The following is a 12,912-nucleotide window of genomic DNA, read 5'->3' as shown; positions in this document are numbered from 1 at the left end:
ACTACTACGCCAACACCCGCCCCCACACACTCACCGTCAAGAAGTCGCTGACAACCGACTCCCCGGCAGTGTCGGCGATATGTTCGGACCGGCGCGTAAAACGGCCACACGCCGGGCCGACCTTGTCTACCGACACGATTCCGGTACACCCGTACGAGTCGCTAGGCTGTCCGGGACGCCCCTATAGCCCAATTGGCAGAGGCAGCGGACTTAAAATCCGCCAAGTCAGGGTTCGAGTCCCTGTGGGGGCACTCATTCACCGCAGGAAGGCGGGTCGCGGCTCGCTTCGCGGCCGGCCTGGCGCGGTGCCACTCCGCGCTCTTGCCCACCTCGGCGGCCGTGATCGGCGCGAGCGGGTCGAAAATCATCCGCCACCTGTTTGGCTATCCGCCGACGCTTTTTGTTAATCTGACAATCGCCGATGCCCAATTAGGTCAGGTGCCGGGATGGTCGGGGGGTGCGGGACAGCGCGCGATCAGACGTCGATGCCTGCCACCCATCCATCACCTCTGTGGAGCCATACGATGAAATTCGCCCCCAGTCTCTCCGCGCCGAAGCGGCCGACCGTGCTGGTCGGCTGTCTCGCCACCACCGTCGCGTTGCTGTGCGGAGCACCCGCGCACGCGCAACCACCGGTCGTCCCGGTCGCCGCGGCCGACCCCTACCTGGCGAATCCGCTGCCCTCGGCAGCTCCCGGCGACATCATCGCCAGCCGGCCGGTGACCGCCCCCGCGGTGCCCGCCCGGGCCACCCTCATCAGCTACCAGAGCGTGGACGCGCTCGGCGCCCCGATGGCCGTCTCGGCGACGGTTCTTGATCCGTTCATGCCGTGGACCGGGCCGGGCGAGCGCCCGCTGGTCACCTTCGCGGTCGGCACCCACGGTCAAGGCGACCAGTGCGCCCCCTCCAAACTGCTCACCGAATTAGTCCACTACAGCCCGTTGCTGGACGTGATGCTCGAATTCGAGACCGCGTTCATCGACCTGCTGCTCGCGCGCGGCATCGCCGTGGTGGTAACCGACTACCAGGGCCTGGGCACCCCGGGCACCCACACCTACTTCAATCGTGCCGCCGAAGCGCACGCGGTGCTCGATGCCGCTCGTGCCGCACAGCGGCTACCGGGCACCAGCATCCCCGCGAACGGTCCGGTCGGAATCTGGGGCTACTCCCAGGGTGGTGGCGCGGCGGCGGCAGCCGCTGAATCCGCCGGCACCTACGCGCCCGAACTCGATCTGCGCGGCACCTTCGCCGGTGCGCCCGTCTCGCACATCGAGGACGTGCTCAGCTACTTCGACGGCACCTCGATCGCCGGCGCCGTCGGCTACTACCTCAACAGTGTGATGGCCGTCTATCCCGAAGCCGTGCCCGAGATCGAGGCGATTCTGAACCCGGCCGGCATGGCCATTCTGAACACCGTCCGCAACCAGTGCCTGTTCGAGACCACGTTCACCTACGGTCTTCAGCAATCGCGGCAGTGGACCACCAGCGGACGTCCGATCGCCGAGCTGCTGATCGAAAACCCCGTGCTGAGCGCGATTCTCGACGAACACCGCGTCGGTAACGGCATGCCGAGCGCACCCGTCCTGATCATCGCCGGCGACAACGACGACATCGTGCCCGCCGGCCAGGCCCGCAAGGTGGCCCAGAGCTGGTGTTCGCGCGGCGCCACCGTCGACCTCTTCGACGCCCCGATTCCCACCTTCCTGCCCGGCCTCGGCCCCGGCCACAACATCAACGAATACGCCGCCAACTTCCTGTGGACCCAGCCCCTGCTCGACCAGATGTTCTACGGCGCTCCAGCCCGTAACACCTGCGAGGCATAAGCCGACCACAACCACCCGGTCGGAGAGCTCAATGCTTCGACCGGGTGGCCCCAGGCCGAGAATCGGACCGGCACAGCCCTCACTGATACCGAACCGCTCGGCGAGGTGGGACCGGAAATCGAGCCGGTCGAGGGCAGCGGAGGTGTGCAGGACGCTGTCGCGCGGCTGAAACGGCCCAGCTGGAAACCCTGCCGGGCCGTTCATATCTCTGGCCGATCAGCCGATGTCGAGCTTCTCCATCGCCCACTCTGCGGCGCTGTCGCGATCGCCTGCCGGGATGTGGCGCGTGAAGTGCAGCGGCGGCGTGATCCATCGGCGGCTGCGCCAGCCACGATCCGGGCGGATCGTCCACACGCCGAACTCGCGGCGCAGCGGATATGCGGGTACGTCACTGTGGTGTCGACGTGCCGCCAGCAGGGGGTGGATCACGTGGTGGCTCAGTCGCCTCCACACCGTGTGCGTTGCCTGGTGCAGCATCTCGCCCGTCCCTCAGCAGCTGGTGATCAGCGTGGCCGACTCGGCCGTGTAGGTCTTGCTCGAGCCGTTGGAATCCTCCCACATGTTGGCCACCGTCTTCCCTGCTGCAGGCTGGCACGGAGCATAGGCGGCGAGCGTGACCGCGGGGTCTGGAACCAGGTCGGTAGCGTCCGCGCCCCCGACGATCCACCCGCTGCCCCCACGGACTTTGTACTCCACGGTCACCGAAAGATGGAACCTGTTGGGTCGCTTCGGGCAGGTCACGGTTACGCCGCCGATGACAGCGTCGTGCTGCACGTAGGGCAGACCGTTGTAGAACTCGGCCGAGCAGGTCTGCGCAGCGATCGGCTCGATACGTGGTGTGGTTTCGGCGACTCCGCTGACCGTGCTGGCGACCAGCGCGGCGGCGATCGGTAGCGCGGTGGTAAAGGTCTCGAGGTCCATCAGCTGTCCCCTTCGGCTCGAAGCCGGTCGAGCGCGATCTCGACGTGTACGACGTCGACAGTTGTGGCACCGCTGTCGCGAGCGATGCGCTCGGCGACTTGCAGCAAGCGCTGCAGCGCAGGCGAATACAGCTCGTCGACGTCGAGGGCTACCGGACCTGGCTCGGCTGGTTCAGCGATCGCAGCCAGCGCACCCGCGATGTCGGCGTACAGGTCGTCATCGGGGTGGGGCCCGACAGCGAGGACTGGTCCGACGTTGCCGGTCTCGTCGACCGGCGCCCAGGTGTTGAGCCAGCCCGCGACCCGGGGCCGGTCAGCTTCGACGACATCGCGCATCGCGTCGATGACCGCCGACCGCGCTGCCGGGAGCGTGCCCGGCTCGTGCTCAGTACCCGACACGACGATCCAGCCTCATCAGGCCGGCGCCGACCAAGACATTGATCGCGGCCATCTTGCGCGGGCAGATGGTTCGGTCGCAGCCACGATGGGCCTGGATTATCTGGCGCGCCTGGTCGATCGAGAACCGCTTCGCCGGCGCCGAGTGCACGATCAACGCGGTGCGGCCGGTCTGCTCGTCGTCCTGAGCGATCGCAGCCTGGCCGGCTTCGCGGGCGATCCGCGCCTGGATCGCGTCGACCGTCAGCGCGCGTTTTCCGGCCTTAGTTCGTCCCCACACCCTGGCTCCCCTCGTCGGTGGCTGGCTCCCGCCGCCGGGGATTTCTCGACCTGGCGGCGGGGCTGGAATCAGATTCGCCGCAGGCACGAGTCCAGAGGGCCAGTGAAGGGACAGTGACAACGCGCGACATAGCGGTGTACGTGCCCGTACGCTCGGATACATGGGGATGCACGTAGGGCAGTCCATTGCGTCAGAACGGAAAGTGGTCGGCCTCAGCCAACGCCAGCTCGCGACTCGTGCCGCCTACTCGCTATCGATGGTCAAGGCCGTCGAGCAGGGCCGCGAGGTTGCTTCGCCGGGGTTCATCGCGGCGGTCTCCCGCGTGCTCGGCGTCGACCCGGACCGGCTCACCGGTGCGCCCTACCTAGACATCCTCGAGGAAGAGGGACCGCTCGACGGGCTCGCCGAATTGCGTGCAGTCCTCGCCGAGGGGGTCTACGTGCAGGCAATCGACCCACCTCCGGTCGCTGAGCTGGCCAACGAACTGGCAGCCGTAGAGGCATCACTACGCAACGACCGCACCCGCCGCGCGCTCGCCGCCCTGCCCGCTCTGCTGCGCAAGGCACACGGGGCTGCGCTTGCGGCTGAGGACGACGCCGCACGCGAACGCGCTTACCAACTGCTGTGCGCCGCCTACATCGCCGCCGAGGGGGCGTGCTGCCGACTCGGGTACTCGTCGCTCACCGCTCTGGTGCTCGACCGCCTCGACGCCGCAGCAGCGCACACCACCGACTCGGCCTACGCGGTTCGATCGCTGGTGAAGCGGTCCCGGCTGTTGATGGAGCACGGGTCCACCGATGTCGCAATGTCGTTGGTGGACAGAGGTATCGGTCTGGTGCCCGGAGACACCGAGGGGGAACGGGTGCTGCGCGGGTACGCCCACCTTCGCGGCGCGATCGTTGCCGCGCGCGGTCGACGCCTCGACGTGGCGCGCGACCACATCGCCGAGGCCCGGTCTCTCGCGCGCCCGATGACCCGCGAGAGCGATCTGTACACAACCGACTTCGGTCCGGGCAACGTCGAGATTCACGCGTGCGCCGTCGAGCTCGAGGCCGGCGACCCTGGCAAGGCTGCTCGCGACGGGGCCGCGTTGATACTGCCCGGTGACATGGCCGCGCCACGGGCAGGGCACCACTGGCAGGACAACGCCCGCGCGTGGCTCATGGCAGGGAAACATGATCGCGCATTGGCCGCGCTGAACAAGGCCCGCACTGCCGCACCCCAGCAAACCCGCCTACATTCGGCCGTGCGGGAAACGATGTACGGGATCGCCGCTGCGCAACGTCGCCAGTCCGAGAGCTTGCTCGGGTTCGCGCACTGGCTCGGCGCGACCCTGTAGCCGACGCGTCCTCGCACCACCGACGGTGGACAGGTTGCACCCGCAAATCCCTTGCCACACTGCCTATTCACGAACACGTCCGCACGCACGCGGACGTAACGAAAGGGTCTGACCGACACCGCCCGAAACAGGGCACCCGACCCGCCTCATGTCCGTTGAGATTTGCCACCGGATATCAGTAGAAACGGCCCGCGCTGACCCGACCTGATGTTCCAATCGAGTTAGTCGGTTTAGTTGCGCACCATCAGTTTCGAAGGACTAGCGCTGGTGGTCGATGGCGCGGACCGTGCGTTGCGCCAGGCTGCGGTGGACCGGCTGACTGCGCTGGATCCGACAACCGAGCATGTGTTGTTGACCGGCTAGCGTTGCCGTCATCGCCGGGAGGACTGCATGTCGCAGCGAGACTCACGTCGTCAATTCTGGGCCGGGATCAGCTGGCAGGCGGTGAGCGCACTGGCTGCGTCAGCAGCCGCGGTGGCGGTCGCTGTAGCTGTGATACCAGAGTTCTGGATCGGCGGTCGGCTTCCCGAGCAGGCATGGCTCGTAGGGGGTATCGCTGCGGCGCTCACCGCTGTGGGTGCGTTTCCGGCGCTCGCCTACCGCCGACTCCATCGCGCGCTGGGCCGCGCAGTCCAGTCGACAGGATCGGCGGATCCGGGTGCAGATACCTCGGATTGGGACTTTTTCGCCCCTTTCCTACGATTCACGCTGTTGATGTTCATCGTGTTGCTGGTGAACCTCGCCATCGTCTGGGCCACCACATCCGCGGCGCTGTGGCTGTCGACCCGGCTGGGGCACGCGTGTGGCCTACCAGTACGGCTTGTCGGATTCTGGCCGATCGCCCTCGCCGGCTTGGTGACAAGCGCAGTCTGCAGCGTCAGTGGCGTGATGCTGGGACTGCTGAGAGGAAACCGTCGAGTCCTGCGAGGGGCGCGGGTCCTGGCAGAGTACGGGCTCGTGTTGGGCGGACTGTGGCTTGCGGTGACCACACTCGACGGCGTCGCCCTGGACGCGGGCACCGGCATGGCGCAACTATTCACCTTGATCGCCCTGGCCTGCCTGTTCTCCAAAATGGACTTCCAGATCAGCGTGCCCTTCCTGACAACGCTCCTGATGATCACGATCAACGCGCTGAAATTGTGGCTTCTCAGCTGGATCAGCACGGGAATGCAAACACCCCTACGCATCACAGGGTTCTCGAACTTCGTCTGGACCGCTCTGATCATCACCCTCGCCACCGTGTCGGCCCGCCTCATCGCTCGCGCGCAGGAGCCCCTGTCCCCGGCTCTGCCGCAAAACCAGTTCCCGCACGATCCGTTCGCGGACCAGCCTCCAGGACCACCGTTCGGTTGGGTGTACTGACGGTTGGGTGTACTGACGAAGGATCAGTCCCGTCACCCGGCCACCACGATGGGCCCTGTTACCCGAGGGCCGCCTATTGCGGCACCGTAACTTTTGCCGCGGGCGGCGCCGGAGCTTGCCTCGGGGCCAGACGCCGGTAGCAGCATGGGCCGCCGAAATACACACATCAGTGTGTATACTTGGTCGATGGCGAGACTCAACGTGTATGTACCCGATGAACTGGCCGAACGCGCCCGAGCGGCCGGTGTCAACGTTTCGGCGTTGACACAAGCGGCGATCATCGCCGCACTCGAGGAGAACGCGACCGCGACCTGGTTGGCCGAGCTCACCGATCGACCAGAGATCCCGCACGACCGGGTGATGTCGGCGATCGACGCGGCGCGAGACGAGTTCGGTCGATGAGCGAGACCGAGCAGATCGTCCTCGATGCCAGCGCGATGGTCGACCTGCTCGTGCACAACGACCGGACGGCCGCAGTCGGTAAACGAATCTCGGCGGCGGTGCTCCACGTCCCCGCTCACTTCGATGTGGAGGTACTCTCCGCCCTCGGCCGTCTGAACCGAGCCGGCCTGGTGACCGATGCCGAGGTCGAGACCGCACTCGGCCGGCTCGCCCGGGCACCGCTGACTCGCCACCACATTGTGAATCTCACCATGGGAGCCTGGAATCGCCGTGCGGCGATCCGGCTTGCCGACGCGCTCTATGTCGAGCTGGCCGAACAGTTCGATATGCCACTGGTCACCACCGACGGCCGGCTGGCTCGTACCTACCCGGGGGCCGAGCATGTCGGTGACGAAGCGGCGGGGGCGGGCGTCGACGCGGGCTGACCGTACTACCCGCTGATCAACCCCTTGGCGATGTGGGTGACCTGGATTTCGTTGCTGCCGGCGTAGATCATCAGGGACTTGGCGTCGCGGGCGAGTTGTTCGACCTTGTATTCGGCCATGTAGCCGTTGCCGCCGAACAGCTGGACGGCCTCCATCGCCACCTCGGTGGCGGCGCGGGAGGAGTAGAGCTTCATCGCCGAGGCTTCGGCGAGGGTCACCTTGTCGCCCGCGGCGGTGCGCTCGATGGCGTTGAAGACCATGTTCTGCACGTTGATCCGGGCGATCTCCATCTCGGCCAGCTTCAGCTGGATGAGCTGGAACTGCGCGATCTCCTTGCCCCACAGCTTGCGCGACTTGGCGTAGTCGATGCACAGGCGGTGGCATTCGTTGATGATGCCCAGCGCCAGCGAGGCGATGCCGATGCGTTCGGCCGCGAAAGATTCCTTGGCACTGTCCTTTCCGTCGCCCTTGGCCGGGTTCTCGGTCTCGCCGAGCAACCGGTCGGGGGTGATGCGGACGTTCTCGAAGAACAGTTCGCCGGTGGGCGAGGAGTTCATGCCCATCTTCTTGAACGCGGGGCTCTGCACGAACCCGGGCATGCCCTTGTCCAGCACGAACGTCAGCACCTTGCGGTCGCGGCGGTCGGTGCCGTCCTCCTCGTCCAGCTTGGCGTAGACGACGGTGACGTCGGCATACGGCCCATTGGTGATGAACGTCTTGCGGCCGTTGAGGATGTAGTCCTCGCCGTCGCGACGAACGTAGGACTTCATGCCGCCGAACGCGTCCGACCCCGAATCGGGCTCGGTGATGGCCCAGGCACCGACCTTCGCCATGGTGACCAGTTCGGGCAGCCAGCGCTTCTTCTGGGCGAGGGTGCCGCGGCTGCGGATGGTGCCCGCGGTGAGACCGAGGCTCACACCCATCGAGGCCACCAGGCCCAGGCTGACGCCGGCGAGCTCGCTGTTGAGGATGACGCCCATGCTGCCCGCGCCGCTGAACCCGCCGCCCGGCTTGCCCGACCCGGTGGTGCCCGCTTCTTCCCGGGCGATGGCCTTCTCGAGCCCTTCCCGCGCCATCTCGTCCAGCCCGAAGGTGGCGTAGAGCTTGCGGATGATGTCGAACGGCGGCAGCGCACCGCTCTCCAGCTGGTCGACGTGCGGGGTGACCTCCTTGGCGATGAAGCCGCGCACAGCATCGCGGAACATCAGGTCTTCGTCGGACCACTGGTACATATCTGGACTCCCGAGGGATCGCCGGAACTTTGCCTCAAATATAGAACACGTTCTAGTTGATGGCCGCGAACCCCGGCCTTCGCCGAGGAATGCGACGCGGTTCACCCTGGGGTTCGGCGACCTACCGGCGTAGGTTCGTAGTTAGGCAAATCGCCGACACGAAGGGGTGTTATCGATGCGGGTTGTCAAGCGAATCAGGGGATACGCCAAGGTAATTGGGCAAGCACGACGCAATCGGGGCGATCTGGCCGGGTGGCTCGGGCGGCGGCCGCAGATCGGGGTCGCGACCGTGACCTACGAAACGGCGTTGTTGTTCAGCAACAAGCTCGATCCCCGGCTCAAGGAGCTCGCCGAGCTCAAGACGGCCGGGCTGGTGGCTTGCCAGTTCTGTCTCGACATCGGATCGGCGCTGGCGCATACCAGCGGACTGACCCGGCAGCAGATCACCGACCTGCCCCGGTACCGGACCAGCGATGCCTATACCGAGCTGGAGAAGCTGGTGATCGCGTTCGCCGAGGCGATGACAACGACTCCGGCGGTCGAGATCGACGAGTTGCGCGACACCCTGCTCACCCACCTGTCGAAGGCGCAGCTGACCGAGCTGGCGGCGTCCATCGCCTGGGAGAACCAGCGGGCCCGGCTCAACCAAGGCCTGGGTGTGCAGCCGACCGGGATGGCCGACGGCATGGTGTGCGCGATGCCGGAACCACGCACCGAGCACCCTGGCCTGAAGACGCAACCCGGCTCCTGACCCTCAGCGGTCCGCCCAGGTGGGGGCGGTGCGGGTGATGATCGGGGCGACGAATTCCCGGAGCATGGCGCGTTCGTCGGCGTCGTCGCGGCCGGGGGTGGCCAGGAACGAGACGATGACGCGGGTCAGCCAGCGGGCCAGGCGGCTGCGTTCGGGGTCGCTGAGGTCGGTGTCGGCGAACATGGCGGCGGCCAGGGATTCGATGACGTCGGAGTCCTGGCTGATGCGGCCCGCCGTGCCGGAATCGCCGGGGCGGAACCAGGCGATGAGCAGCGGGTCGGCGCGGACCGCCGCGATGGCGCCGAGCATCGCGGCGATGATGCGCTCGCCGGGGTCGGCGATGTCGCGGACCTGTTCGGCCAGGTCTGCGACGATGCGACGGGTCTCGCGGTGCACGAAGGCGATGCGCACGGCTTGGCGATTGTCGAAGTAGCGATACAGGGTCGCCCTGGAGCACCCGGCCGCGGCGGCGATATCGCGCATCCCCACCGCGGCCACCCCGTGTTCGGCGAACAGTTCGGCGGCCGCGTCGAGGATGCGCTCGGCGGCCAGATCGGCCCGGTCGGTGGCCAGCCAGTCGCCGCTCACGCGCCCACCGCCTGGAACGGCACGGAGACGGGCCAGCGCACGTAGTTGCCCTGCGACCAGCGCACCGCGTCGAGGTCGACGGTGAAGTCGGGGCAGCGGACGAGCAGTTCCTCGAGCGCGACGCGCGCCTGCATGCGGGCGGCGGCCGCGCCGAGGCAGTGGTGGTGGCCGTGACTGAAGGTGAGGATGCGCTTGGGGTTGCGGCGGATGTCGAGTTCGGCTGCGGTAGGGCCGAATTCGCGCTCGTCTCGGTTGGCCGAGCCGTAGAGCAGCAGCACGCGACGGCCCGCGGGGATCGTGGTGTCGTGCAGTTCGACATCGCGGGTGGTGGTGCGGGCCAGGCCCTGCACCGGCGAGGTCATCCGGAGGAACTCCTCGACGGAGTCGGGGATGAGCGACGGGTCCTCGATGAGCAGCCCGCGCTGGTCCGGATTGGCGGTGAGGAGCTGGACCGCGCCGCCCAGATTGCCGGTGGTGGTGTCGTTGCCGCCGGTGATCATCGTGAACGCGAAGCCGAGAATCGCGATCAGGCCCTCGTTGTCGCCGTCTTCGCCGAGACCGGAGGCGAGCAGGTGCGAAATGGTGTCGTCGCCCGGTTCGACGCGGCGGCGGGCGATCAGCTCGGTGAAGTAGCCGACCAGCTCGCCGACCGCGGTGAAGGCGTTCTGGTCGCCCGCCGCCAGCCCCGCTCCCGCGACCGCGCCACCGACGATGTTCTCGGTCCACTCGTCGAACTTGCCGTGATCTTGTTCCGGCACCCCGAGATAGTGGGCGACCACCATCGTGGGCAGCGGCTTGAAAAGCTGCTCGACGATGTCGCCGGAGCTCGCCGCACGCAGCCGCTCGATGCGCTCGACGACGAACCTGCGTACCGCGGGCTCCACCGAATTCACCTGGCGCGGTGTGAATCCCGGCGAAACCCGGCGACGGAAGTCGGTGTGCTCGGGCGGGTCCATGAAGACGAACGGCTTGACCGCGCCGAAGCCGGCGGCCGCCAGGTCGACATAGTCCACGGTCAGTCCCGATGCGGAGGAGAAGGTCTCGGGGTCCCTGGCGGCGGCCCACACATCGGCGTGGCGGGACAGCACGTAGAAGTCGTCGGCTTCCTGTCCCTCGGGGATCACCCGATGGACCGGATCATGGTCGCGCAGTGCGGAATACATGGACCAGGGGTCGCGCCAGGTTTCGCCGGAGCGAAGCTCGAACCGAACCGCATGAGACGTCGTTGAACTCATGCCTCCAATGTAAGACACATTGTTCAATATGTCTAACCCTCGGTCTCGGGACAAATCGATTGCGCGCCGGTCAGACGGTGTGGCCTGCTTAGGGAGATGAAAAGACAGCGCCCGGGTAATGCCCGGTCCATCGGGGATGGCATGAAACTGCACCGGTATGCGGTGCGGGGAGTTCGTGGTGTGCGGACGGTGATCACACCGCGGCCGGGAACGCGGGCTCGGTTCAGTACGAATCGGTTTCATGACACGTGGCACGTGTTGTCGGACGACTATGGGGCGCGGTTGCTGGCCCGGCTGTTGTGGGGGCTTTCGTATCAGGCTCGACCTGGAACCGTGGTGCTGATCGATAGGGAGTTTCTGCTGCCGACGCCCTTCGATGCGGATCCCGCCGATCCCATCGTGCTGGTGCCGGGATGGACCACCCGGTTCGACGATCAGGCCGCTACGGCATTGAGCCAGCGGGCGCGGAGGGGGAATCCGGAGGGGACTGTGCCGTGGCGGTCCTTCGGGCTGGACCGAACGCTGGAACCTAGGGCGTTCGACAGCTGGGCGACCCGGGAGCGCTATCGAAGAACGCAGGGCGACACCGTTCGCCGGCGCGGAACGCTTGTTCTCACCCCGCGGACGCCCGACGACTGCCGAGCGTGGGCGATCGGCGCGGCGCGGCTCGATTCCGCGGGATACGGGTCCGATCACGTGTATCTGGACGAAGGGAATCGCGGCCACGACGGCGAGATCCAGATCTTTCGCGCATTTAGCCCGATGGTCGGCGTCGCCCGGCAGGCGCGCGCCCGAGTCCTCGCCCGCGACGAAATACCGTCGGACCCGGACGACTTACGTGCCGCCGTCTGGAGCGAGGCGGAATCGGTTCGGGGCGACGCGCACTTGAGAATTCGCGAGTACTACGGACGCGGTGTCGAACTCGGCCGCGCCGCCGCACAGATGCTCGCGCACGCCGACGTGCATTCGCTGGACGATCTCACCGAACTCGGCGCCGTCGAAACCTACCGGCGACTGCGCGCGGCCGAGGTGAAAGGCCTGGACCTGGAGATGCTCTGGGCCCTCGAAGGAGCGCTCACCTATCGCGATCGCCGGTTGATCGGGCCCGAGCGGCGCCGGGAGCTGGTTGCCGCGGGCGGGGGCCCGCCCCCGCGCCCCCCCCGGGCCCCCCACCCCGGCCCCCCCCCGCACCCCGCCCCCCCCCGCCCCCCCGCGGCCGGCGCGGGGGGCACCCAGGGGCCCCGCGGCTACGGACAGCTCACCGGTTGACGAGGTACTCATTGGTGAAATATGTCGACCAGTCGGGTTCGGTGGTCAGCGGCTTTCCGTCGGGGCCGGTCAGCAGACCGCCCCGGTACAGGAAGCCGGAATTCGCCGACCACTGCTGCACCGTCTGGGTGCCTACCTTGCCCTCGGCGTCCTTCATGAACTGCGCGGCCAGCATGCGCTGACTTTCGAAGACCAGCGCCTCGTCGGTGAACGCGCCCGGATTGGCATTGATGAGATCCTGGGCCGCCGCGTCCGGATTGTCCGCGGCGAACTGGTAGCCGCGTTGCAGCGCCTGCACGAATTTCGCGGCGCGGTCCGGGTTCTCGGCCAGCCAGCCCTCGTTGGCGTCGATCACGATCGCGTAGGCGTCCGGAAAACCGAAGTCGGTGTACCGGAAGTACCGCATCGGGGTGCCGTGGTGTTCGGCCTCGATCCCTTCCCACGCCAGATACGCGACGGTGAAATCCGCCTTGCCGGAGTAGACCGCTTCGTAGGCCGACGAACCCAGCACCACCGAGGTGAAATCGCCGGTGCCACCGTCGTTGCGGATGACCTGCTGGAGTGCCTCCCGCTCGCCCGGGTCGCCGAAACCGGCGTAGGTCTTGCCGTCGAGGTTCTTCGGGCTCGCGAGGTCGGCGCGATCGGCGCGCACCCCGATGCCCGTCGCCCAGTGCTGCAGCGGGGCGAGCACCGACTTGACCTGCGCACCCGACGCGCGGGCGAAGGTCGACGAATTGTGGGTACTGATCCCGAATTCCGCGTTTCCGGCATCGACCATCGTGTCGACCGAGGTGTTGTTGTACGGCAGGACCCGCACATCCAAACCGGCGTCGGCGAAGTAGCCGCGCTGCAACGCGACGTACAGCCCGGCGTGGTTGGTATTCGGCGTC

At 67.2% G+C, this 12,912-nt stretch carries 15 protein-coding genes and 1 tRNA gene; 8 read left to right on the top strand and 8 right to left on the bottom strand.

Annotated elements, in window-relative coordinates; all coding sequences use genetic code 11:
• Positions 1–177: 177 nt before the first annotated feature.
• Both ACFWPJ_RS11360 and ACFWPJ_RS11355 read left to right on the top strand, forming a co-directional pair.
• Positions 178–251 (top strand) — tRNA-Leu (locus ACFWPJ_RS11360).
• Between the two features lie 273 nt (positions 252–524).
• A complete protein-coding gene (locus ACFWPJ_RS11355; protein WP_378849778.1) occupies positions 525–1,823 on the top strand; it encodes a lipase family protein in 1,299 nt (432 codons plus the stop codon).
• Between the two features lie 216 nt (positions 1,824–2,039).
• Here ACFWPJ_RS11355 and ACFWPJ_RS11350 read toward each other — a convergent pair whose 3' ends face one another.
• The 4 genes from ACFWPJ_RS11350 to ACFWPJ_RS11335 are packed head-to-tail and all read right to left on the bottom strand — an operon-like array spanning position 2,040 to position 3,419.
• Complete coding sequence (locus ACFWPJ_RS11350) at positions 2,040–2,300, bottom strand: hypothetical protein (protein WP_378849776.1); 261 nt, start codon at positions 2,298–2,300, stop codon at positions 2,040–2,042.
• A gap of 12 nt (positions 2,301–2,312) precedes the next feature.
• The gene (locus ACFWPJ_RS11345; protein WP_378849774.1) at positions 2,313–2,744 is read right to left on the bottom strand and encodes a hypothetical protein; all 432 of its coding nucleotides are present in this window, start codon (positions 2,742–2,744) and stop codon (positions 2,313–2,315) included.
• Positions 2,744–3,142 (bottom strand): hypothetical protein, encoded by a 399-nt coding sequence (locus ACFWPJ_RS11340; RefSeq protein WP_378849772.1) that lies wholly within the window; start codon positions 3,140–3,142, stop codon positions 2,744–2,746. Before ACFWPJ_RS11340 ends, ACFWPJ_RS11345 begins: the two co-directional genes overlap by 1 nt.
• Positions 3,129–3,419, bottom strand: a complete 291-nt coding sequence (locus ACFWPJ_RS11335) for a hypothetical protein (protein ID WP_378849770.1) — start codon at positions 3,417–3,419, stop codon at positions 3,129–3,131. The genes ACFWPJ_RS11340 and ACFWPJ_RS11335 overlap by 14 nt, the downstream gene beginning before the upstream one ends.
• Before the next feature lie 160 nt (positions 3,420–3,579).
• Between ACFWPJ_RS11335 and ACFWPJ_RS11330 the strand changes: the two genes are divergently transcribed.
• The 4 genes from ACFWPJ_RS11330 (at position 3,580) to ACFWPJ_RS11315 (ending at position 6,947) form a co-directional block, all read left to right on the top strand.
• Complete coding sequence (locus ACFWPJ_RS11330) at positions 3,580–4,758, top strand: helix-turn-helix domain-containing protein (RefSeq protein WP_378849769.1); 1,179 nt, start codon at positions 3,580–3,582, stop codon at positions 4,756–4,758.
• Between the two features lie 390 nt (positions 4,759–5,148).
• Complete coding sequence (locus ACFWPJ_RS11325) at positions 5,149–6,120, top strand: hypothetical protein (protein ID WP_378849768.1); 972 nt, start codon at positions 5,149–5,151, stop codon at positions 6,118–6,120.
• Between the two features lie 186 nt (positions 6,121–6,306).
• Positions 6,307–6,522, top strand: coding sequence for a type II toxin-antitoxin system CcdA family antitoxin (locus ACFWPJ_RS11320; RefSeq protein ID WP_378849767.1), 216 nt, complete (start codon positions 6,307–6,309; stop codon positions 6,520–6,522).
• Positions 6,519–6,947 (top strand): type II toxin-antitoxin system VapC family toxin, encoded by a 429-nt coding sequence (locus ACFWPJ_RS11315; RefSeq protein ID WP_378849765.1) that lies wholly within the window; start codon positions 6,519–6,521, stop codon positions 6,945–6,947. Before ACFWPJ_RS11320 ends, ACFWPJ_RS11315 begins: the two co-directional genes overlap by 4 nt.
• A 5-nt stretch (positions 6,948–6,952) precedes the next feature.
• Here ACFWPJ_RS11315 and ACFWPJ_RS11310 read toward each other — a convergent pair whose 3' ends face one another.
• Positions 6,953–8,179 carry an acyl-CoA dehydrogenase family protein gene (locus ACFWPJ_RS11310; RefSeq protein ID WP_378849763.1) on the bottom strand — a complete coding sequence of 409 codons (1,227 nt, stop codon included), beginning with the start codon at positions 8,177–8,179 and terminating at the stop codon, positions 6,953–6,955.
• A gap of 289 nt (positions 8,180–8,468) precedes the next feature.
• Between ACFWPJ_RS11310 and ACFWPJ_RS11305 the strand changes: the two genes are divergently transcribed.
• Positions 8,469–8,930, top strand: coding sequence for a carboxymuconolactone decarboxylase family protein (locus ACFWPJ_RS11305; RefSeq protein ID WP_378849761.1), 462 nt, complete (start codon positions 8,469–8,471; stop codon positions 8,928–8,930).
• Positions 8,931–8,933: 3 nt separating this feature from the next.
• Here the strand turns inward: ACFWPJ_RS11305 and ACFWPJ_RS11300 are convergent, their stop codons facing one another.
• The gene (locus ACFWPJ_RS11300) at positions 8,934–9,518 is read right to left on the bottom strand and encodes a TetR/AcrR family transcriptional regulator (protein WP_378849759.1); all 585 of its coding nucleotides are present in this window, start codon (positions 9,516–9,518) and stop codon (positions 8,934–8,936) included.
• Entirely contained in the window at positions 9,515–10,753 is a 1,239-nt protein-coding gene (locus ACFWPJ_RS11295; protein WP_378849757.1) for a cytochrome P450, read from the bottom strand. Before ACFWPJ_RS11295 ends, ACFWPJ_RS11300 begins: the two co-directional genes overlap by 4 nt.
• Before the next feature lie 336 nt (positions 10,754–11,089).
• On the opposite strand from ACFWPJ_RS11295, the gene ACFWPJ_RS11290 reads away from it, so the two are divergent.
• The gene (locus ACFWPJ_RS11290) at positions 11,090–12,022 is read left to right on the top strand and encodes a TfoX/Sxy family DNA transformation protein (RefSeq protein ID WP_378849755.1); all 933 of its coding nucleotides are present in this window, start codon (positions 11,090–11,092) and stop codon (positions 12,020–12,022) included.
• Here the strand turns inward: ACFWPJ_RS11290 and ACFWPJ_RS11285 are convergent.
• A partial coding sequence (locus ACFWPJ_RS11285; protein WP_378849753.1) for an ABC transporter substrate-binding protein occupies positions 12,012–12,912 on the bottom strand: 901 nt, incomplete at its 5' end. The genes ACFWPJ_RS11290 and ACFWPJ_RS11285 overlap by 11 nt on opposite strands.

The sequence above is a fragment of the Nocardia sp. NPDC058497 genome (genome assembly GCF_042720195.1).
Taxonomy (GTDB): Bacteria; Actinomycetota; Actinomycetes; order Mycobacteriales; family Mycobacteriaceae; genus Nocardia.
This window is presented reverse-complemented; position numbering and strand designations above follow the sequence as displayed.